This is a genomic window from Niveispirillum sp. SYP-B3756, from assembly GCF_009495745.1.
In the GTDB taxonomy this organism is placed as follows: domain Bacteria; phylum Pseudomonadota; class Alphaproteobacteria; order Azospirillales; family Azospirillaceae; genus Niveispirillum.
In genome coordinates this window covers 182,904-204,192 of record NZ_WIDQ01000004.1, presented here as the reverse complement: position 1 = coordinate 204,192, position 21,289 = coordinate 182,904, and the positions used below count along the sequence as shown (strand labels likewise).

The 21,289-nt window shown below is 60.9% G+C and carries 16 protein-coding genes and 1 other RNA gene; 7 read left to right on the top strand and 10 right to left on the bottom strand.

From position 1 onward, the window contains the following. Window positions 1–101 precede the first annotated feature (101 nt). From gltB to GE253_RS10745, 4 genes are read right to left on the bottom strand one after another with little or no spacing between them, the layout of a single operon-like run. Entirely contained in the window at window positions 102–4,643 is a 4,542-nt protein-coding gene (gltB, locus tag GE253_RS10760) for a glutamate synthase large subunit (protein WP_153204138.1), read from the bottom strand. A 50-nt stretch (window positions 4,644–4,693) separates the two neighbouring features. Then, the gene (locus GE253_RS10755; RefSeq protein ID WP_173012589.1) at window positions 4,694–4,975 is read right to left on the bottom strand and encodes a DUF2442 domain-containing protein; all 282 of its coding nucleotides are present in this window, start codon (window positions 4,973–4,975) and stop codon (window positions 4,694–4,696) included. Between the two features lie 4 nt (window positions 4,976–4,979). After that, window positions 4,980–5,240, bottom strand: a complete 261-nt coding sequence (locus tag GE253_RS10750; RefSeq protein ID WP_153204136.1) for a DUF4160 domain-containing protein — start codon at window positions 5,238–5,240, stop codon at window positions 4,980–4,982. A 2-nt stretch (window positions 5,241–5,242) separates the two neighbouring features. Continuing rightward, window positions 5,243–6,691 (bottom strand): NAD(P)-dependent oxidoreductase, encoded by a 1,449-nt coding sequence (locus GE253_RS10745; protein WP_153204135.1) that lies wholly within the window; start codon window positions 6,689–6,691, stop codon window positions 5,243–5,245. A gap of 374 nt (window positions 6,692–7,065) precedes the next feature. Here GE253_RS10745 and GE253_RS10740 point away from each other — a divergent pair, with 374 nt between their 5' ends. From GE253_RS10740 to ssrA, 3 genes are all read left to right on the top strand, one after another. Next, the gene (locus GE253_RS10740) at window positions 7,066–7,881 is read left to right on the top strand and encodes an undecaprenyl-diphosphate phosphatase (RefSeq protein ID WP_348770839.1); all 816 of its coding nucleotides are present in this window, start codon (window positions 7,066–7,068) and stop codon (window positions 7,879–7,881) included. A gap of 8 nt (window positions 7,882–7,889) precedes the next feature. Then, on the top strand, window positions 7,890–8,699 hold the full coding sequence (locus GE253_RS10735; protein WP_153204133.1) for an RNA methyltransferase: 810 nt from the start codon (window positions 7,890–7,892) through the stop codon (window positions 8,697–8,699). Window positions 8,700–8,712: 13 nt separating this feature from the next. Further along, window positions 8,713–9,080: a transfer-messenger RNA gene (gene ssrA / locus GE253_RS10730) on the top strand. 203 nt (window positions 9,081–9,283) lie between these two features. On the opposite strand, the gene GE253_RS10725 is transcribed toward ssrA, so the two are convergent. The 6 genes from GE253_RS10725 to oppB form a co-directional block, all read right to left on the bottom strand. After that, a complete protein-coding gene (locus GE253_RS10725) occupies window positions 9,284–10,303 on the bottom strand; it encodes a dipeptide ABC transporter ATP-binding protein (RefSeq protein ID WP_153204132.1) in 1,020 nt (339 codons plus the stop codon). 1 nt (window position 10,304) lies between these two features. Beyond that, window positions 10,305–11,333: an oligopeptide/dipeptide ABC transporter ATP-binding protein gene (locus tag GE253_RS10720; protein ID WP_153204131.1), complete on the bottom strand. Its 1,029-nt coding sequence runs from the start codon at window positions 11,331–11,333 to the stop codon at window positions 10,305–10,307. Window positions 11,334–11,345: 12 nt separating this feature from the next. After that, complete coding sequence (locus tag GE253_RS10715) at window positions 11,346–12,260, bottom strand: ABC transporter permease subunit (RefSeq protein ID WP_153204130.1); 915 nt, start codon at window positions 12,258–12,260, stop codon at window positions 11,346–11,348. A 26-nt stretch (window positions 12,261–12,286) separates the two neighbouring features. After that, entirely contained in the window at window positions 12,287–12,547 is a 261-nt protein-coding gene (locus GE253_RS10710) for a DUF2442 domain-containing protein (protein WP_089286231.1), read from the bottom strand. 87 nt (window positions 12,548–12,634) lie between these two features. After that, window positions 12,635–14,476, bottom strand: coding sequence for a M2 family metallopeptidase (locus tag GE253_RS10705; RefSeq protein ID WP_153204129.1), 1,842 nt, complete (start codon window positions 14,474–14,476; stop codon window positions 12,635–12,637). A 54-nt stretch (window positions 14,477–14,530) separates the two neighbouring features. Further along, window positions 14,531–15,454, bottom strand: coding sequence for an oligopeptide ABC transporter permease OppB (oppB, locus tag GE253_RS10700; protein ID WP_153204128.1), 924 nt, complete (start codon window positions 15,452–15,454; stop codon window positions 14,531–14,533). Between the two features lie 561 nt (window positions 15,455–16,015). Here oppB and acnA point away from each other — a divergent pair. From acnA to GE253_RS10680, 4 genes are all read left to right on the top strand, one after another. Further along, window positions 16,016–18,721, top strand: coding sequence for an aconitate hydratase AcnA (acnA, locus tag GE253_RS10695; protein WP_153204127.1), 2,706 nt, complete (start codon window positions 16,016–16,018; stop codon window positions 18,719–18,721). Between the two features lie 317 nt (window positions 18,722–19,038). Further along, entirely contained in the window at window positions 19,039–19,551 is a 513-nt protein-coding gene (locus GE253_RS10690) for a hypothetical protein (protein WP_153204126.1), read from the top strand. Between the two features lie 588 nt (window positions 19,552–20,139). Beyond that, complete coding sequence (locus GE253_RS10685; protein ID WP_153204125.1) at window positions 20,140–20,679, top strand: hypothetical protein; 540 nt, start codon at window positions 20,140–20,142, stop codon at window positions 20,677–20,679. A gap of 68 nt (window positions 20,680–20,747) precedes the next feature. Next, the gene (locus GE253_RS10680; protein ID WP_153204124.1) at window positions 20,748–21,269 is read left to right on the top strand and encodes a hypothetical protein; all 522 of its coding nucleotides are present in this window, start codon (window positions 20,748–20,750) and stop codon (window positions 21,267–21,269) included. Window positions 21,270–21,289 lie beyond the last annotated feature (20 nt).

Below are 21,289 nucleotides of genomic sequence, written 5' to 3'. Positions count from 1 at the left end.
ACAATAAAGGAGGGAGCCCGCCGCAGGATTGTGTACCCCGAAAGAAAAAGGGGTGATCCAACCGGACCACCCCTTCCCTATAACCAGCGATTTATCGCTGCTTACTCAGCGCTCAACCGTTCTGGGGCCGTCACCGGTACCGCCAGACGGTGCAGCATTTCCTTGGGCACCACCTGCCAGAACTGGCCGCGCACCAGTTCCCAATCATTCAGCAACTGGGCAGCCCAGCGGCTGCCGGTTTCGTCCACATGCTCCTGGATCAGCGCCTTCAGCTGTTCCTCGTAATGCGGCACTTCCAGGCGCTGATAAATCACGCTTTCCGGGTTCACATAGAGCGGGAAGCGATTTTCCTCGTCGAAGACATAGGCCATACCGCCCGTCATACCGGCACCGAAATTGTCGCCAACCGGTCCCAGAATGACAGCCAGACCGCCCGTCATATATTCACAACCGTTGGAACCGCAGCCTTCCACCACCACGGTGGCACCGGAATTGCGCACCGCGAACCGCTCACCCGCCTGACCAGCGGCGAACAGCTTACCGGCGGTGGCGCCGTAGAGCACCGTATTGCCGATGATGGTGTTCTCGTTGGTCTTCAGCGGGCTGGCCGTCAGCGGACGCACCACGATGGTGCCGCCCGACAGGCCCTTGCCAACATAGTCATTGGCATCACCGAACACTTCCAGCTTCAGACCCTGCACCGCAAAGGCACCCAGGCTCTGCCCGGCGGAACCGCGCAGCCGCACCGTGGCGTGGCCGGGCTGCAGGCCCTTCATGCCGAACTTGCGGGTGATCATGCCCGACAGCGCCGTGCCGATGGCACGGTGCGTGTTCTGGGCGTGATACTGCATCTGGGTCTTTTCACCATCCTCGAACAGGGCGCGGGCATCCTTGATCATCTGGGCGTCCAGCGTGTCCGGCACCTCGTTACGGCCTTCCAGCGTGCAGTAACGGGCATATTCGCCGGGGTCGGCCACGGACAGCAGCGGGTTCAGGTCCAGATCGTCCAGATGGGCGGCACCACGGCTGACCTGATGCAGCAGGTCCGACCGGCCCACCACTTCGCGCAGCTCGCGGAAACCCAGGTTGGAGAGGATCTCACGCACCTCTTCAGCGATGAAGCTGAACAGGTTGACCACCTTTTCCGGCGTGCCGGTGAACTTCTTGCGCAGTTCCTCATCCTGCACGCAGACGCCGACCGGGCAGGTGTTGGAATGGCACTGGCGGACCATGATGCAGCCCATGGCGACGAGCGCCGCCGTACCGATGCCGAATTCCTCCGCCCCCAGCATGGCGGCCATCACGATGTCACGGCCGGTCTTCAGGCCGCCGTCGGTACGCAGCGTCACCCGGTGGCGCAGACGGTTCAGCGTCAGCACCTGCTGCACTTCCGACAGGCCCATTTCCCACGGCACGCCGGCATATTTCACCGAGGTCTGGGGCGAGGCACCCGTGCCGCCATTATGGCCGGCGACCAGGATGATATCCGCACCCGCCTTGGCCACGCCGGCGGCGATGGTGCCGATGCCGGACCGCGACACCAGCTTCACGCAGACCTTGGCGATCGGGTTGACCTGCTTCAGGTCATAGATCAGCTGCGCCAGATCTTCGATGGAATAGATGTCATGGTGCGGCGGCGGGCTGATCAGCATCACGCCCGGTGTGGAATGGCGCAGCTTGGCGATCAGCTCCGTGACCTTAAAGCCGGGCAACTGCCCGCCTTCGCCGGGCTTGGCGCCCTGGGCCACCTTGATCTCGATCTCCCGGCACTGGTTCAGATACTCCGCCGTCACACCGAAGCGGCCAGAGGCCACCTGCTTGATGGCGCTGTTCCAGTTGTCACCATTGGCATCCGGCTTGAAGCGCGCCGGGTCTTCCCCGCCCTCCCCGCTGACCGAGCGGGCGCCGATGCGGTTCATCGCCACGTTCAGTGTGCCATGCGCTTCGGGCGACAGGGCGCCCAGCGACATGCCCGGCGTGATGAAACGCTTGCGCAGGCTGGTGATGCTTTCCACCTCATCCACCGGCACGGACTTTTCCGCCGGCTTGAAATCCAGCAGGTCACGCAGGTTGATGGGCGGGCGCTTGTGCAGCGCCTCGGAGTACTTCTTGAAGGTGGAGAAGCTGTCCGTCGACACAGCGGTCTGCATCATATGGATCAGGCCGCCCTCCCAGGCGTGGCGGTCGCCACCCTTGCGGAAGCGGTAGAAACCGCCGACCGGCAGGGCCACCACATCTTCGTCATAGGCCATCTTGTGCTGGCCCAGCACCTCTTCCTGGATGCCCAGCAGGCCCAGGCCGGAGATGCGGGACGGCAATCCGGGGAAATATTCCGCCGCCAGCGAACGGGACAGGCCGATCGCCTCAAAATTCAGGCCACCACGATAGCTGCTGATGATGGAAATGCCCATCTTGGACATCACCTTCAGCAGACCGTCATTGATCGCCTTCTTGTAGCGCTTCAGGCATTCTTCCAGGCTCATCTGCCCGAACAGGCCACGGCGGTGGCGGTCGGCGATGGCTTCCTGGGCGATATAGGCGTTGACCGTGGTGGCACCGACACCGATCAGCACCGCGAAATAATGCACGTCCAGGCATTCACCGGAACGGACATTCAGGCTGGTGAAGGTGCGCAACTGCTGGCGGATCAGGTGGGTATGCACCGCACCGGTGGCCAGGATCATCGGCATCGGCGCGCGACCGCAGCTCATCGCCTCATCGGTCAGGATAACATGGGTGGCACCGCCACGCACGGCATCCTCCGCCTCCTGGCGGATACGGCGCAGGCCATCGCGCAGCGCGTTGGGGCCGGCGCTGGCATCGAAGGTGCAGTCAATCTCTGCCGCCGTCGCCCCCATGTAGTTGCGCATGGCGCGGAATTCCGCACTGGTCAGCACGGGGCTTTCCAGCTGCAGCAGGCGGCACTGGCCGGCATCTTCGTCCAGGATATTGCCCAGATTGCCCAACCGGGTCTTCAACGACATGACGCGGGTTTCGCGCAGGCTGTCGATGGGCGGGTTGGTGACCTGGGCGAAGTTCTGGCGGAAATAATGGTGCAGGCCGCGATACTTGTCGGACAGCACAGCGATGGGGCTGTCGTCCCCCATGGAGCCAATGGCTTCCTTGGCATCGTCCACCATCGGCTGCAGGATCAGTTCCAGATCCTCCATGGTGATGCCATAGGCCAACTGGCGGCGGCGCAGCTCGTCCTTGGACAGTTCTGCCGGTTCCACCGGGGCCTTCTTCACCAGATCGTCCAGCACGGTGATACTGCCGATCCAGTTGCCATAGGGACGCTGGGCAGCCAGATTGTCCTTGATCTCCCGATCATGGAACAGCCGGCCTTCGATCAGATCGACGGCGATCATCTGCCCCGGACCCAGGCGGCCCTTTTCCACCACGGCCTGTTCGTTGATCTTCACCATGCCGGTCTCAGACCCGCCGATGATCAACCCGTCGCCGGTGATGACATAGCGCAGCGGGCGCAGGCCGTTACGGTCCACGCCGCCAACAACCCAGCGACCATCATAGATGGCCAGGGCAGCCGGGCCGTCCCACGGCTCCATCACCGAATTGGAATAGGAATAGAGGTCGCGGTGGGCCTGCGGCATCACTTCCTTGTTTGACCAGGCTTCCGGCACCAGCATGGTCTTCACCATGGGGGCGGAGCGCCCGGCCATCATCATCAGCTCGAACACAGCGTCCAGCGCGCCGGAGTCCGAGGAGCCAACGGGGATGACGGGCTTCAGATCTTCGACATTGGCCCCGAACAGCTCATGATCCATGCGGGTCTCATGGGCCTTCATCCAGTTCACATTGCCGCGCAGCGTGTTGATCTCGCCATTATGGGCGAGCGTGCGGAACGGCTGGGCCAACTGCCAAGTCGGGAAGGTGTTGGTGGAATAGCGCTGGTGATAGACGGCGAAATTGCTCTCAAACCGTTCATCCAGCAGGTCGGGATAGAAGGCCGTCAACTGTTCGGCCAGGAACATGCCCTTATAGATGATGGAGCGGGCGGACAGCGTGCAGATATAGAAACCGCCAATCTGTTCGCCGGCCACCGCCTTTTCGATGCGGCGACGGATGATATAAAGGTCGCGCTCGAACTGGTCTTCCGGCACCTGCTTGGGGTTGCCGACCATGATCTGCTCAATCTCGGGACGGGTAGCGTTGGCCTTTTCGCCGATGATCGAAATGTCGATCGGCACCTGGCGCCAGCCATAGATCGTGTAGCCCCAGTTGAGCACTTCGGTCTCAACAATGGCGCGGCAGCGTTCCTGTGCCGACAGGTCGGTGCGCGGCAGGAACACCTGGCCGACGGCGATCAGGCCCTTGGGCTCCGGGTGGCCGGTGCGCACGACATGTTCGCGGAAGAAGGCTTGCGGAAGCTGCACATGGATGCCGGCGCCGTCGCCGGTCTTGCCATCGGCATCCACCGCACCGCGGTGCCACAGGGCGCGCAGCGCCTCCACAGCCTTTTCCACCACCTCGCGCCGGGGCTTGCCATCAATGGCCGCCACAAAGCCGACGCCGCAGGCATCGTGCTGTTCGGTATCAACGAAGGCGGTCGCGTCCAGCAGGGCCTTGTTGGCGGTGTAGTCGCCTACGAAAATCTCACCGGCGTGGAGGTTGGCGTCGGTCATGTCATGGCCCTCGGTGTTCGAAAACGAATGAAATTCGCCTATCGGATCGGTTATTCGGCAGCGACGTCGGGATAGTCGCGTTTCAGATCATCAGGATGGGTGCGGTACCAGAGGCTGTCGGCACTGAAATCAATCTCCTCCGGCCAGCCCAGATAATAGCCGTCTTCGGCCACATAGAGCTTACCGGTGAAGAAGGCGACATCGGCCAAAGGGGTGAAGACCTTGCCCTTGGCGATGGTCGGCTTGAAATCGACAATGCTGGTCGGACCGTGTTGCCATTCAATGGTGACGGTAAAGTCCGGGTTGGCGGTTGCCTTGGCGATGTAATACATGGGGTCAGCCTCCGATCCTGGGTGGCGTTTCGCCATCCTGCACCATATTCCAGGCCCTATACAGGGCCGGCAGATGGCGGCGCGCCCAATCCCGGATCGCCCGGATTTCAGCCGGCCTCAGCTGCCCCTTGATTTCCACCAGCATCAGTTCCGCCAGATCGAACTTTGCCTCCACACCCTTGCCGCGCACATGGAAATGGGGCGGCGCATGGTCTTCAAAGAAGAAGACGATCGCATATCCCAAGATCCAGGCAACGGTCGGCATCCTTACTCCGCCGCCACGGCCACCGGCTGGGCGGCCTTGGCCTGGATGAATTTATGGATGCCCTCGGCGGCGTCGCGGCCATCCTTGATGCCCCACACCACCAGCGAGGCACCGCGCACGATGTCGCCGGCGGCAAACACGCCATCCAGGTTGGTCATCATGGTGCCGTACTTCACCTGCACGGTGCCCCAGCGGCTGACCTTCAGTTCCGGTGCGCCGAACAGGGTGGGGATTTCTTCCGGGTCGAAGCCCAAGGCCTTCACCACCAGATCGGCATCAATCGTATAGCCGGACCCTTCGATGGGCATCGGGGTCTGGCGACCGGTGGCATCGGCCACACCCATATGCATCTTGAAAACCTTGACGCCGGTGACGTGGGCATCACCGGTGAACCCGTCTGGTGCGGTCTGCCAGACGAATTCCACACCCTCTTCCTCCGCATTGGCGGTTTCGCGCTGCGAACCCGGCATGTTCTTGCGGTCGCGGCGATAGAGGCACTTCACCGACTTGGCACCCTGGCGGATGGCGGTACGCACGCAATCCATCGCCGTGTCGCCACCGCCGATGACGACGACATTTTTGTCCTTGGCGTTCAGCTTGCCGGTCTCAAAATCCAGCACCGTATCGCCCAGGCTCTTGCGGTTGCTGGCGGTCAGGTAATCCAGTGCTGCAACAATGCCTTCCAGGCCCGAACCCGGTCCGCCCAGATCACGGGCCTTGTAAACACCGGTGGCGATCAGCACGGCATCATGCTTGGAACGCAGGGTGCGCAGGTCGGTGTTACGACCGATTTCCACGCCCAGGTGAAACTCAACCCCCGATTCTTCCAACTGCTTCCAGCGGCGGATCACCACGTCCTTGTCCAGCTTGAAGCCAGGGATGCCGTAGATCAGCAGGCCGCCCACGCGGTCATAGCGATCATAGACATGGACCTTGTACCCCTTACGGCGCAGTTGGGCGGCGGCAGCCAGCCCAGCAGGGCCAGCACCGATGATGCCGACGGACTGGTCACGTTCCACGCGCGGAACAATGGGCTTTACCCAGCCGCGTTCCCATGCCGTATCGGTGATGTATTTTTCCACCGCACCGATGGTGACCGTGCCGTGGGTCGACTGTTCGATCGTGCAGTTGCCTTCGCACAGACGGTCCTGCGGGCAGATACGACCACAGATTTCCGGGAAATCATTGGTGGCCTGGGACAGCTCGTAAGCTTCCTCCAGCCGGCCTTCGCGCGTCAGCTTCAGCCAGTCGGGGATATTATTGCTGACCGGGCAATGCACCTGACAGAAGGGCACACCACATTGGGAGCAACGGCCCGCCTGTTCGGATGCACCCTGATCGCTGAAGCGGGCATAGATCTCGTCAAAATCCTGGCGACGCAGCGCCGGTTCCCGTTTGTCGGGCATCCGCTGTTCGGTATGGACAAACCCGAGCATGTTCTGCTGCGCCATGGAACCAATCCTCATTCCCACCTGAAACCCAGCCGGCGGACGGGTAATTCCCTTATCCTCCAGCGGCGGAGAATGATCATATAAAGCGCCGAAGATCGGCTTTCCAGCAGTTTTTCGGCGATAGGTCAGCATTGCTGCCAATTTTTCAGCGCATAAGTCCCGTGCTCTCGGTGCAACCTCAGTTAAGAACCGTTCTCAATCGTCAAAATAGGGCCGATTCGGACCTTTCCATGTCAGAACCATTGCAAAAGCGCGATTCCCGGTGACGCGCCCAGCCGGGCGTCCATGTCGCAGTCGCCAGCGCGGGGAGCGGCTGCTATACAAGCGCCGCTGATCCCCACACCCTTATATGCGCCAAGGGAACCGCCATTTTGATCGCTGAAACCACCCCCTTTTTCGATGCCATCCTGCTGGGTCTGCTGGAGGGGCTGACGGAATTCATCCCCGTCTCCTCCACTGGCCACCTGATCATGCTGAGCGAGGTGCTAGGCTTCAAAGGTCAGGCCGAAGACCTGTTCAAGGTGGTGATTCAGTTGGGTGCCATCCTGGCCATCCTGCTGGTCTATTTCAACAAGCTCTGGGGTGTGCTGACCGGGCTGTTCCGGGGGGACAAGGCGGCGGTGCGCTTCACCGCCGCTATCCTGCTGGCCTTTCTGCCCGCCGCCGGCATCGGCGTGGTGGCGCATTCCTATATCAAGAGCGTGCTGTTCAACCCGACCGTGGTGTCCATCGCCCTGATCGTCGGGGGTATCATCATACTAGTGGCGGAAAAGCTGGTGAAAAGCCCGCGTTATTTCGAGGTCGAAAATTTCCCGGCCCGTCTGTCGCTGTCCATCGGCTTCATCCAGTGTCTGGCGATGATCCCCGGTGTTTCCCGCTCCGGTGCCACCATCATCGGGTCGCTGTTGATGGGGGTGGAGCGCAAGGCGGCAGCCGAGTTCAGCTTCTTCGTCGCCATTCCCACCATGCTGGGGGCGGCCGTCTATGATCTCTACAAGAACCGTGATGTGCTGGCCGTCGATTCGGTCAGCCTGATCGCCGTGGGCTTCGTCGTCGCCTTCCTGGCGGCGCTGGTGGTGGTGCGCTGGCTAGTGGATTTCGTCAGCCGGCATGGCTTCACGCCCTTTGCCTGGTACCGCATCGCCATTGGCACCATCATGCTGTCCTACCTCACCTTCTTTGCCGCCTGATTGCTTCCATGATTGACCAGCCAAAGCCGCGCCCCACCCTGCGCCTGAAGCCGCCGGCCCCGCCGCCACCGTCCAAGCCGGCGCGGCGCAAGCCTTTCCGCGTGGCCGGCTGGCCAGCAGTGGCGGCCCTGTTCGCGCGCGATCCGGACCGGGTGGAACGGCTTTATTTCGATGAGCGGTTCCGCGCCGATACCGGCCCCTTCTGCGCCCGGCTGGCCGAACAGCGCAAACCCTATCGGCTGGTACCGGCGGCAGAGCTGGAGAAGATTGCCGGATCGGCCATGCATGGCGGCATCGTGGCCGAGGCGCAGCCCCGCCCGGTGCTGGCCTATGATCCGGCGATGTCCGGCCAATGGCGAGCCGAAGGCCGTCGACTGTTGATTCTGGATGGCGTTTCCAACCCGCATAATCTGGGGGCCATCATCCGTACCGCTGCCTTTTTCGGCATCGACCGGGTGCTGATCTCCGACCATAAGGGTCAGGCCCTGCCGTCGGAGGCAGCCTATCGCGTGGCCGAAGGCGGGTTCGAATATGTGGAGCTCTATCAGGCCCATGGATTCGCGGCGGCACTGGCGGGCTTGCGCCCGCATTACCGCACCGTGGGCACCGCGCTGGGTGATTTCCCCGGCCTGGACGCGCTGGCCCCCAGCCCTGACGGGCGGCCCACCGCCTTTGTCATGGGGAATGAGGAATATGGAATGCCGCCGGAAAGCCAAGCCGCCTGCGAAGCCCTGGTGACGATCCGGGGCAGTGGCTGGGTGCAGTCGCTGAACGTGTCGGCCACCACGGCCATCCTGGCCTTCCTGTTGGCCCGCTAGGCGGTTCCACATACCCCTTCCATTCGGAGAATGGAGCGCCTATATAAGCGTTGTCGGGTTCGCCCGACTATGGGGATAAACGCGGTGTGGAATAGACGTTGCGGACCCGGGGGCGGTACCCGGCGCCTCCACCATTCCCCCATCGGTCTGGCCGGTATCGCGGCAACCAATGGGTTCATGGGGGCGAACTAGGATCGACGCGCGTAATAAAGGCATAGTCTTCTCCCGGCATGATACCGCCGTTATCGGGTCAAACCTTATAGATGCCAACGATAACTCGGCGTCTGACCTTCGCATGGCTGCCTAATTCCCCCTAAAGGGCGTTAGTCAGTTAGCTTAGTTCGCAGCCCGGGGGGAGCTGGGCAACAGAATCCCCCCACCTTATTTTCAGACATTGTTGGGTTTTGGCGCGCGACCTTGGCGACAGGGTGGCGTGTTTTGTCGTTGCGCTCACGGCTTTCAGCACTCTCAACCGTCACCCCGGCGCAGGCCGGGGTCCAGGGGCCACAGGCGCTTTGCTCTACGAACCTGGACCCCGGCCTGCGCCGGGGTGACGGGGAAAGAAAGCGACGTGCCCCGCCCCCTCAGTGATGCGCTACTGTCGGCACGGCGGCAGCGTCGGGGATGCCCCAATGATGGCAGGCCACGCGGTGACCCGGCATCTTTTCTTCCAGCACCGGCACTTCCTTGGCGCAAATGTCGCTGGCCTTGGGGCAACGGGTGCGGAAGACGCAACCCGAGGGCGGCTTCATCGGGCTGGGCAGGTCGCCGCCCAGCACAATGCGCTGCTTGTTCTTCTCAATATCCGGGTCCGGCACCGGCACGGCAGAAATCAGCGCCTGGGTATAGGGGTGCAGCGGCGCCTCATAGATGGCGTCGCGCTCGGCGATCTCCATCACCTTGCCCAGATACAGCACCATCACCCGATGGCTGACATGGCGCACCACCGACAGGTCATGGCTGATGAACAGCAGCGACAGGCCGAATTCCTTTTGCAGATCCATCAGCAGATTGACGATCTGCGCCTGAATCGACACGTCCAGCGCCGACACCGGCTCGTCGCAGATCACCAGCTTCGGGTTCAGGATCATGGCGCGGGCAATGCCGATGCGCTGGCACTGGCCGCCGGAGAATTCGTGCGGATAGCGGTTGATCATCTGCGGCAGCAGACCGACCTTGGCCATCAGGGCGCGGACCTTGGCCTTGCGCTCCTCTGCCTTCATCTTGGGGAAGAAGACGGTCAGCGGTTCGCCGATAATGTCGCCCACGGTCATGCGCGGGTTCAGGCTGGCCAGCGGATCCTGGAAGACGATCTGCATGTCGGCGCGCTTCTGGCGGATCACCTCCGCCCCCACGCCCGTCAGTTCCGACCCCATGAACACGACCTTGCCATCGGTCGGCTTGATCAGTTGCAGCACGGCGCGGCCCAGCGTGGATTTGCCACAGCCGCTTTCGCCGACAATGCCCAGCGTCTCCCCCTCGTTCAGGGTGAAGGAGACGCCATCCACCGCCTTCAGCGGGGTGTACTGGCCGATCAGGATGCCCCCGGTGCGGATGGGGAAATGCACCTTCAGCCCTTCGACGCGGAGAAGTTCTTTCGACATATCAGGCGCTCCGGGCTTCATCGGCCACCTTCAGCGAAGGGGCCTTGGGGTCGCTGACGGGGTTGGCGAGGCTCAGCAGATGGCAGGCCTTGGCATGGCCCGGTGTCACATCGCGCAGCAGCGGCAATTCATCCACGCAGCGTTCATGCACATAGTCACAGCGTTCCTGGAACGGGCAGGCCTTGGGCAGCCGTTGCAGGTTGGGCGGCTGGCCGGGAATGGCATAGAGCTTTTCCCGCCGCCCCTCCGTCAGGCGCGGCATGGAGGCCAGCAGGCCCGCCGTGTAAGGATGGGCGGGTTGATAGAAAATTTCCTGCACGCTGCCGGTTTCCATGAACCGGCCGCCATACATCACCTGCACCTTGTCGCACAGGCCAGCCACGGTGCCCAGATCATGGGTGATCAGCACGATGGCGGCCTTGGTGACGCGCTTCAGATCCGACATCAGATCCAGAATCTGGGCCTGCACGGTCACGTCCAGCGCCGTTGTCGGCTCATCCGCGATCAGCAGTTCCGGTTCGCACAGCAATGCCATGGCGATCATGATGCGCTGACGCATCCCGCCGGACAGTTCATGCGGGTACTGCGCCAGCCGGCGCGCTGCCTCGGGGATGCGAACGAGGTTCAGCATCTCCAGCGCCCGCTTCACGGCGGCGGCCTCGCCCATGCCCTTGTGCTGCACCAGCACTTCGGTCATCTGCTTGCCGATGCGCAGATGCGGGGTCAGGCCGGTCATGCTGTCCTGGAAGATCATGGCGATCTTGTCGCCCCGGATCTTGTTGAGATCCTTCACCGGCATCCCGACCAACTCAGTCCCGCGATATTTGGCGGAACCGAGCGCCCGGCCATTCTTGGCCAGCAGCCCCATGACGGACATGAAAAGCTGGCTCTTGCCCGAGCCGCTTTCACCAACGATGCCAACGCACTCGCTCTCATTCACGTCGAAAGAGACGCCATTGACGGCGGAGACCTCGCCATCGGGCGTGGCAAAGCGAACCTTCAGGTCGCGGACTTCCAATACTGCGGTCATATCCGGCGCCCCTTAGCGGTCCTTCGGGTCCAGCGCATCGCGCAGACCGTCACCGATGAAATTGAAGCAGAACAGCGTCACCGCCAGGAAGACGGCCGGGAAGATCAGCATATGCGGGGCATTTTCCATCTGTGCCGCCCCTTCGGAGATCAACACACCCCAACTGGTCATCGGTTCCTGCACGCCCAAGCCCAGGAAGGACAGGAAGCTTTCCACCAGGATCACCACCGGCACCATCAAGGTCACGAACACGATCACCGGCCCGATGACATTGGGGATGATGTGGCGGCGGATGATATTGGGGGTGGAAACGCCCGATGCCCGCGCCGCCTCGATGAACTCCTTGCGCTTCACCGACATGGTCTGGCCGCGCACGATACGCGCCATGGTCAGCCATTCCACACAGCCGATGGCGATGAAGACCAGCACGATGTGACGCCCGAACACCACCACCAGGATGATGATGAAGAACATCAACGGCATGGAATAAAGCACGTCGACGATGCGCATCATGACCGTATCGATGCGCCCGCCGAAATAGCCGGCGACGGCGCCATAGGCCACCCCGATCACCAGCGCCACCATGGTGGTGACGATGCCGACCATCAAGGAGACGCGGGCACCATAGAGCGTGCGGATGAACAGGTCGCGCCCATTGGCATCGGTGCCGAACCAATGGCTGTTTTCCAGCATCGGCCCGACCCCGATATAATCCCAATAGACCTCGTCATAGGCGTGCGGGCTCAGCACGTCGGCGAAGATCGCCATCAGCGCGATGATGCCCAGCACGATCATGCTGGCCACCGCCATCTTGTTGGCGAACAGGCGGCGCCTTGCATCCTGCCAAAGCGAGCGGCCCTGCACCTCCTCGGCGGCTTTCTCGATCAGCGCCGCCCGTTTGGTACCGCCGGTGATGTCTTGAACCATCGTCGTCTGCTCTTTCCCTACGCGCTCTATTCCGCGGCCTGGACCTGCGAACGCTGCCAAAGCTGCGTGCAGGGGATTTCCATCAGATCGGACCAATGCAGGTCATACCCATATTCCCCGATCGTCACCTGATCGAACCGCGCCGGGTTTTCCCGGATCGGGGCAAAAATCTCGTACCGGTCGATGATGTCGGCGATATCGACCACCGATATCTGGCCGACATCCCACTCCAGCCGAAGCTTGAAACCCGGCAGGGTGGTAACGGATTTGATCCGTGGTGTACGCATCCCATCACCTCCTTGTCGGGTTCAGGGCCTGGAACATGGCCAGGATAACATCCTGGTTGGTTCTGGCCCACGCTCCTTCTCAAACCCTTACTGCCAGCCGCAGCTCTTGCCTTCGTTCTGCTTGTCCAGCCATTCCTTCAGCGGGGCGAAATAGGCCAGCATGGCGCCGGCATCCATCTGCTCGCTGCCGGTAAAGGCCTTCAGCGCTTCCGGCCAGGGCTTGGAAGCGCCCATTTCCATCATCGCATTGAAGCGCTTGCCCACTTCCGCATTGCCGGCGATGGAGCAGCGGTGCAGCGGGCCTGTGTAACCCGCCTGCTGGCAGGCCGCCTGATGGAACTGGAACTGCAGGATGCGGGCCAGGAAATAGCGCACATAGGGCACGCTGGTGGCGACATGGTTCTTGGCACCGGGGTCGAAATCGGCTTCGGTACGTTCCACCGGGGCGGCGACGCCTTGATACTTGGTGCGCAGATCCCACCAGGCCTTGTTGTAATCCTCCGGCTTGATCTTGCCGTTGAACACATCCCAACGCCATTTGTCGATCAACAGGCCAAAGGGCAGGAAGGCCACCTTGTCGAGTGCCTGTTGCAGCAGCAGGCCGGTATCTCCCTCGGTGGAGGGCTCCTTGTCCAGCAGGCCCAGCTTCACCAGATAGCCCGGCGTCACCGACAGGGCGATGAAATCGCCGATGGCTTCATGGAAGCCGTCATTGGCCCCATTGCGGAACAAGGTGGACTGGGCCTTGTAGGCGCGCTGATAGATATTGTGGCCCATCTCATGATGGATAGTCTGGAAATCGTCACCATTGACCCGCATACACATCTTAATGCGGATATCATCCTTGTCGTCGATGTCCCAGGCGCTGGCATGGCAGACGACTTCCCGATCCTTCGGGCGCGTCAGCATGGAGCGTTCCCAGAAGGTCTGGGGCATCGGGGAGAAACCCAAGCCGGTGAAAAAGCCCTCGGCGGACTTCGTCATCTTGATCGGGTCGTAATTGGCCTTGGTCAACAGGGCCGTGACATCGACATTGCGGGTCGCCTGCTTGGGCGCCACGATGTCATAGACATTGCCCCATTCCTGCGCCCACATATTGCCCAGCAGATGGGCCGGGATCGGCTTGTCCTGCGGCACCACGTCGGTGCCGTATTTCTCGCCCAGCTTGGTGCGGGTATAGCAGTGCAGGCTGGTATAGAGCGGCTTCACCTGCTCCCACAGCCGGTCGGCCTCCGCCTCGAACTGGTCGGCGGTCATGTCATAGCCGGAACGCCACAGCGTGCCGGCGTCCGCCACTCCTAGTTCCTTGGCACCGATATTGGCGATCTCCGCCTCGCGCTGATAGATCGGGCGCATCGGCTGGGCCACCTTGTGCCAACCGGTCCAGAGCCGCTTCAGCTCCTTCTCATCGCGCGAGGTGCGGAACACATCGTCGATCTCGTCCAGCGTCAGGCAGTCACTGCCATCGGCACGGCAGACCTTGCCGGTGGCGTAAAGCTCACCCAGCTTGGCATCCAGCTCCGACAATTCCTTGTTCAAGGCCGGATCGGCGGGGGACGGCAGGGCCGTTTCGTTGCGCAGCAGGGCCAGCTTGCGCGCCACATCCGGGGCCAGTTCCAACCCGACAAACTGTTTGCTCTCCGCCGTCAGGCGGGCAACCAGCGCGCTATATTCCGCCCCAGTCTCTGACGACAGGGCCAGCGTATCCGGCGTGATATAGGTGTTCATCACCCAGGACTGGCGGCTCAGCTTCTCCCGCGCAGTACCCAGTTCAGCCTCCGCCCGCTCCACGAACTTCGCCGCATCCGCTGCCGTCGCCTTGGCAGGGGCTGCCGGAGCCTCAGCCTTCTTCTCGGCGGGCTGGCAAGCCGTCAGCCAAAACAGGGTGCCGATAGCGGCACCGGTACGAAGCAGATGGGAAAGCCGCATGGGATCATATCCTTCAGACGAAGATTGCGGTCGGATGATGAGGATGGTGCCGGATCAATCGTAGCGGACGCGCGGGTCCATCAGGCCATAGATCAGATCGACGGCCAGGTTCATCAGCACGATCAGGCTGCCATAGGTGATGACAGTGCCCATCACCAGCGTGTAGTCGCGGTTGATCGCCCCCTGCACGAAATAGCGGCCAATGCCCGGCAGGCCGAAAATCTGCTCGATCACCACCGACCCTGTCACCAGACCGGCAATGGCCGGCCCCAGATAGGAGACGACGGGCAGCAGGGCGGCGCGCAGTGTGTGGCGGGTGATGATCAGATGTTCCGGCAGGCCCTTGGCATGGGCGGTGCGCACGAAGTTGGAGCGCAACACCTCAATCATGCCGCCACGGGTCAGGCGGCTGACAATGGCGATCTGCGGCAGGGCCAGGGCGATCACCGGCAGCACCAGATTGCGGAACGAGCCATCGCCCAGCCCCGCCACCGGCAGCCAGCCCAGATAGATGCCGAAGATCAGCGTCAGCAGCGGGGCCATGACGAAATTGGGAATGGTGATGCCCACCATGGCGATGCCCATGATGGAATAGTCGGTCTTGGTGTTCTGGCGCATGGCGGCCAGAATGCCCAGCGTACAGCCGATCAGCACGGCCAGCGTCACCGCCGACAGGCCCAGCCGGGCCGACACCGGCAAGCCGGTCAGGATCAGTTCGGAAACCGTGAAATCCTTATAGGTAAAGGACGGGCCGAAATCACCCTGCAGCGCCTTACCCAGATAAATCGTGAACTGCTGCCAGACCGGCTTGTCCAGATTATAGGCCGCCTTCAGGTTCGCCTCGATCTCCGGCGGCAGCACGCGTTCGCTATCGAACGGGCCGCCGGGCGCGGAATGCATCAGAAAGAAGGACAGGGCGACGATCACCAGCAATGTGGGGATCGCTTCCAGCAGGCGCCGGACAGCGTAAGACAACATCGATAGAAACCCTCCATCGCGCCTTCGACCAGCATGGTAGCTGCCATGCATCGGATGCATTTCGCGCGGACGGGAGTGACGTTTCTGTGAAAACAGTTCCCCTGTCAACCGCGTCCCGGCAAAAGAGACATAATTTCAAAAATAGCCAAAAATCGCCCCACTTACCAAAGGTGAACACCCCCCCAGGGACACAATCGGAGGAAGACACACGATGGCAGGTCAAGGCCCGATAGGGCGGGTACCAACACCCCCGCTGCGGGGCGGGCCGTTGGAGTCTGCCCCCTGCCCTTCCCCGGCCACAGCGGAGCGTTGGCCGCTGCGGTCATCAGCCCCCTCTCCCAGCCCACCTAGTTAAGATCGTTTCGCAACAAGCCCCTACCTTGATCGAATATGAGTGAAAAGGGGGTCTGATCCCCCCTAGAGGGGTTTGCCCCGCACCGCGAAAAGCGCTAAACCACGCTCCGAAAAGCCACCCTGGCAGGCCTTGGCCCCGGACGCTGGAGCCGGGGCAAGAAGTCATGTCGCCTGCCGCTTTCGACCCCGATGGAGGAGTCACCCCCGATGTCCACGATCACCGGCCAGGACAGCCTGAAAGTCCGCCGCACCCTGACTGCCGGCGGCAAGTCTGTTGATTATTTCAGCATTCCCGAAGCCGAGAAGGCCGGCCTGGGCGACGTGTCGCGCCTGCCCTTCTCCATGAAGGTGCTGCTGGAGAACCTGCTGCGCTTCGAAGACGGGCGCACGGTGAGCGTGGACGACGTCAAGGCCGTCGCCCAGTGGCTGGTCGACAAGCGGTCCGACCGCGAGATCGCCTATCGCCCGGCCCGCGTGCTGATGCAGGATTTCACCGGCGTGCCCGCCGTCTGCGACCTGGCCGCGATGCGCGAAGCCATGGTGGCGCTGGGTGGCGACCCGACCAAGATCAACCCGCTGACCCCGGTGGATCTGGTCATCGACCATTCCGTGATGGTTGACGCCTTCGGCACGCCGCAGGCGTTTGACGAGAATGTGGACCTGGAATTCCAGCGCAATGGTGAGCGTTACGAGTTCCTGCGCTGGGGCCAGAAGGCCTTCAATAATTTCCGCGTCGTGCCGCCGGGCACCGGCATCTGCCATCAGGTGAACCTGGAATATCTGGCCCAGACCGTCTGGACCGATACCGACCAGACCGGCGCCACCGTGGCCTATCCGGACACGCTGGTCGGTACCGACAGCCACACCACCATGGTCAACGGCATGGCCGTGCTGGGCTGGGGCGTGGGTGGTATCGAGGCCGAGGCCGCGATGCTGGGCCAGCCGATCTCCATGCTGATCCCGGAAGTTGTCGGCTTCAAGCTGACCGGCAAGCTGCGTGAGGGTGCGACCGCCACCGATCTGGTGCTGACCGTCACCCAGATGCTGCGCAAGAAGAAGGTGGTGGGCAAGTTCGTCGAGTTCTATGGCCCCGGCCTGGACGCGCTGACGCTGGCCGACCGTGCGACGATTGCCAACATGGCCCCGGAATATGGCGCCACCTGCGGCATTTTCCCGATCGACGCCGAGACCATCCGCTTCCTGCACTTCACCGGCCGCGACGCCGACCGCGTGGCGCTGGTGGAGGCCTATGCCAAGGCCCAGGGCATGTGGCGCGATGCCTCCACGCCCGATCCGGTCTTCACCGATACGCTGGAACTGGACCTGGGCTCGGTGGAGCCGTCGCTGGCCGGCCCGAAGCGTCCGCAGGACCGGGTTTTGCTGTCCAACGTCACCCAGGAATTCGGTGACTTCCTGGCCACCGACGTTGCCGGCCGTCCGATCAGCCAGCCGACCGACGTGGCCGGCGCTGATTACAAGCTGGATCACGGCCATGTCGTGATCGCCGCCATCACGTCCTGCACCAACACCTCCAACCCGTCGGTGCTGTTCGCCGCCGGTCTGGTGGCGAAGAAGGCCGTGGAACTGGGCCTGACCGCCAAGCCGTGGGTGAAGACCTCCCTGGCACCCGGCTCCCAGGTCGTGACCGACTATCTGAACGCCGCTGGCCTGTCCCCGTACCTGGACAAGCTGGGCTTCAATCTGGTCGGCTATGGCTGCACCACCTGCATCGGTAATTCAGGTCCGCTGCCGGACCCGATTGCCGCCGCTGTTGACGCTGGCAAGCTGACCGTTGCGTCGGTGCTGTCCGGCAACCGCAATTTCGAAGGCCGCGTCTCCCCGCAGGTCCGCGCCAACTATCTGGCTTCCCCGCCGCTGGTGGTGGCCTATGCCCTGGCCGGCACCCTGCACCTGGACATCTCCAAGGATCCGATCGGCACCGGCAAGGACGGCAAGCCCGTCTTCCTGAAGGACATCTGGCCGTCGAACAAGGAGATCGAGGACACGATCGCCCAGTTCCTGACGCGCGAAATGTTCGTCAGCCGCTATGCCAACGTGTTCCTGGGCCCGGAACAGTGGCAGAAGATCAAGACCGTCGAAGGCATGACCTATAAGTGGGACGACAAGTCGACCTACGCCAAGCGTCCGCCGCTGTTCGACGGCATCACCATGACGCCGGGCTCCGTGTCCGACGTGAAGGGGGCCCGCGCGCTGGCCATCCTGGGTGACAGCATCACCACCGACCACATCTCCCCGGCTGGTAACATCAAGAAGACCAGCCCGGCCGGTGAATATCTGCTGGAGCACAATGTCACCGTCGCCGACTTCAACAGCTACGGCGCCCGCCGTGGCAACCATGAAGTCATGATGCGTGGCACCTTCGCCAATATCCGCATCAAGAATGAGATGCTGGACGGCGTCGAAGGCGGCCTGACCAAGTATGTGCCGACCGGCGAAGTGATGCCGATCTATAATGCGTCGATGAAGTACCAGGCCGAGGGCACGCCGCTGGTGGTGTTCGCCGGTCAGGAATACGGCACCGGCTCCTCGCGTGACTGGGCCGCCAAGGGCACCCGTCTGCTGGGCGTCTCCGCCGTCATCGCCGAAAGCTTCGAGCGTATCCACCGCTCCAATCTGGTTGGCATGGGTATCCTGCCGCTCCAGTACCCCGCCGGTGTCAGCCGCAAGACGCTGAAGCTGGACGGGTCGGAGACCTTCGACATCGAAGGCGTGGAAGCCGGCCTGAAGCCCCGCATGGACCTGAAGCTCACCATCACCCGCGCCGACGGGTCGACGGAAGTGGTCAACCTGCTCTGCCGTATCGATACGCTGGACGAGGTGGATTACTTCAAGAATGGCGGCATTCTGCAGTACGTGCTGCGCAACCTGGCGGTTCCTGCCGCTGCGGAGTAATGCCAAGTTGCGATGAGTTCACCTCATCGCAACTTGGTACGGCGGCGACTGCCGCCGCGCGGCCCGTGCCGCGTGAAGCCAAGCCAACGGATGTTGGCGCCGGCGTTTGAGGGTCATGATCAGAACCGATCGGTTCTGATCATGACAACAGAGTATAAGTTTTGATCATATACCGCCGGGGCAACCCGGCGGTGTTTGGCACAGAAGAGGCCGGCGGAGCGATCCGCCGGGTTTTTTGTTGTGCGAAGATCATCACTTGCAACTGATAAATCATGCCTGCAAGATGCTTCACCATATGGGGGAAGTGGGGATCATTCATGCGGCTTCTGTTGCTCTTCGGGCTTGGGCTTCTGGCTGCTGCCGGCCTGTCACCCCGCGCCACCGCCACGGAATCGCCGGTGCCCGGCTGCGGGCTGGCCAACAGCTATTTCTGTGGTGTCTGGCAGCCGTCCGGAAAAGGCTCGGAAGCCGGAGGGCGCGTGACCATCGAAAATGGTGTCTGGACCTGGGAAAATAAGGACAGGGCAGAATGCCTGCTGCTGGACGAAGGGGAACGCGCCGGCCGGCCCTACGCGGCTTTCCGCTGCAATTACCGCTATGATGGTGACGGCATGGTGGAGCAGGAGTTCGTCCTGCTTTATCCACTGCCGGCAAGCCCTGCTGGCTCCGCGATTGCCACCCCGATGACCGGACTGAACATATCAATCGCCGATAAATTAGACTGTCTGTTTTCCGGGTGGGCAGAATTAATAAATAATAATAGCATTAGAATTTCAACACAACCAGAATCTAAATTCTGCGGCATTACGACAATGATATACTTCAGATAGGGCATTAAGCGTGAAAATATTAATTTCAATCTCATTTATCCATCTGATTATTTTTGCCCTGTCAAGCACACCCGCGCCTGCTGAGGCGCCTCCTCCGACGTGCGGGTTGGCCAACAGCTTTTTCTGTGGTGTCTGGCTTCCTGTAGGTAAGGGAGCAGAAGGGGCCGGACCTGTAACCATCCATGCCACAGGCTGGACTTGGGAGAACGGGGACAAAGCTGATTGCCAGTTGCTCGATCAAGGGGACCAGGAAAATCGGCATTACGCCACTTTCCACTGTACCATTCGTTGACAACCCAACGGAAAAGAAGAGCAGCAGTTCGTTCGATTATATTCTGATCCCTTAGATCACCCTCAACAAAGTTCCTCTTCTTATTCCGCTCACCCCGGCATTCACATGTCGGGAGCACAGAAATTAGACTGCCTTCTGGATGGATGAAATGAAATGCTGGAAGATAAAAACTCGATAATCATCAAAATGAGACCAAAATCAAAATGTGGCAGGGTGACAACTTATTCATACGTGAAATAATATTCAGATAACGGAGAAATTATTTCATTCCATAAATATACATGATCCAGATATCCATGATGGAACGAGATAAAATGAAGAGCTTGTTCACCACCATTCTATTACTCCTTGCCCCCACTGCCCTGCCTGAGCTTGCCAGCGCGGCCGACCAATCCCCCGCCGGCTGCGGACTGACGGAGAGTTTTTTCTGCGGTGTCTGGCAGCCGATAGGTAAAGGGGAAGAAGCTGCAGGACGTGTCACCATCAATGCCACAAATTGGACTTGGGAGAATGGGGACAAAGCTGATTGCCAGTTGCTCGATCAAGGGAACCAGGGGGATCGGCATTATGCGACCTTTCGCTGTACAATCATTTGGAAATATAATGGGAAAGAAGAAGAGCAATTTATGCGATTATATAAAAAAATACTTTTCACACCAGAGGAAGGCATATCACATCATTCCAATAACAACAGTTTTCACATGTCAAAATCAAAAAGCCTGACATGCCTTCTAGATGGGTGGAATGAGATGCTTGAAGATAGAAAGGCAGTATTTATTAAAATGAAACCAAGTTCAAACTGTGGCCGTGTCACAACTTACTCATATGCTAAGTAATTAAAAATATAAATCATCTTCCTCGAGAACAGCACCTAACCCTGACATCCATGAAAGGTTGAGACAAAATGAAGACCCTTTTCGCCATAGCCCTTTCGCTCTTCGTCCTCTCTGCCCTGTCTGGGCCTGCCCGTGCCGCCGACCATTCCCCCAAAGACTGCGGACTGGCCGAGCGTTCCTTCTGCGGCGTCTGGCTCCCCGTCGGTAAGTCTGGGGAAGCTGGCGGACGCGTTACCATCAGTGCGACGGGTTGGACCTGGGAGAATGGGGACAAAGCCGATTGCCAGTTGCTCGATCAAGGGGACCAGGGGGACCGGCGCTATGCGACTTTCCATTGCACGATCCGTTGGCATCCCCATGGAGAAGAGGAGCAGCAGTTTTTTCAGCTATACTCGGAACGCCTACACAAAAAAGATGCTCTTGGATTTATAAAAACTCATATCGGTCGCATTTACATGTCAAGTACCGAGAAATTAGAATGCCTTCAGGATGGGTGGAATGAATTGATAAAAGACGAAAAAAGATTTTATATTATAGAAAATCCGAAATCAAAATGTGGATATATAGATACAGAGTTCCATGACAGGTGATTTTTGGGAGAATTTTTCTC

Excerpts from the sequence above, each read along its gene's own strand:
- gltB (WP_153204138.1), bottom strand. The coding sequence starts at position 4,643 with ATGACCGACGCCAACCTCCACGCCGGTGAGATTTTCGTAGGCGACTAC.
- GE253_RS10755 (WP_173012589.1), bottom strand. The coding sequence starts at position 4,975 with ATGTATTACATCGCCAAGGCAACCGCCAACCCGGACTTTACCGTCACC.
- GE253_RS10750 (WP_153204136.1), bottom strand. The coding sequence starts at position 5,240 with ATGCCGACCGTTGCCTGGATCTTGGGATATGCGATCGTCTTCTTCTTT.
- GE253_RS10745 (WP_153204135.1), bottom strand. The coding sequence starts at position 6,691 with ATGGCGCAGCAGAACATGCTCGGGTTTGTCCATACCGAACAGCGGATG.
- GE253_RS10735 (WP_153204133.1), top strand. The coding sequence starts at position 7,890 with ATGATTGACCAGCCAAAGCCGCGCCCCACCCTGCGCCTGAAGCCGCCG.
- GE253_RS10725 (WP_153204132.1), bottom strand. The coding sequence starts at position 10,303 with ATGTCGAAAGAACTTCTCCGCGTCGAAGGGCTGAAGGTGCATTTCCCC.
- GE253_RS10720 (WP_153204131.1), bottom strand. The coding sequence starts at position 11,333 with ATGACCGCAGTATTGGAAGTCCGCGACCTGAAGGTTCGCTTTGCCACG.
- GE253_RS10715 (WP_153204130.1), bottom strand. The coding sequence starts at position 12,260 with ATGGTTCAAGACATCACCGGCGGTACCAAACGGGCGGCGCTGATCGAG.
- GE253_RS10710 (WP_089286231.1), bottom strand. The coding sequence starts at position 12,547 with ATGCGTACACCACGGATCAAATCCGTTACCACCCTGCCGGGTTTCAAG.
- GE253_RS10705 (WP_153204129.1), bottom strand. The coding sequence starts at position 14,476 with ATGCGGCTTTCCCATCTGCTTCGTACCGGTGCCGCTATCGGCACCCTG.
- oppB (WP_153204128.1), bottom strand. The coding sequence starts at position 15,454 with ATGTTGTCTTACGCTGTCCGGCGCCTGCTGGAAGCGATCCCCACATTG.
- acnA (WP_153204127.1), top strand. The coding sequence starts at position 16,016 with ATGTCCACGATCACCGGCCAGGACAGCCTGAAAGTCCGCCGCACCCTG.
- GE253_RS10690 (WP_153204126.1), top strand. The coding sequence starts at position 19,039 with ATGCGGCTTCTGTTGCTCTTCGGGCTTGGGCTTCTGGCTGCTGCCGGC.
- GE253_RS10685 (WP_153204125.1), top strand. The coding sequence starts at position 20,140 with ATGATGGAACGAGATAAAATGAAGAGCTTGTTCACCACCATTCTATTA.
- GE253_RS10680 (WP_153204124.1), top strand. The coding sequence starts at position 20,748 with ATGAAGACCCTTTTCGCCATAGCCCTTTCGCTCTTCGTCCTCTCTGCC.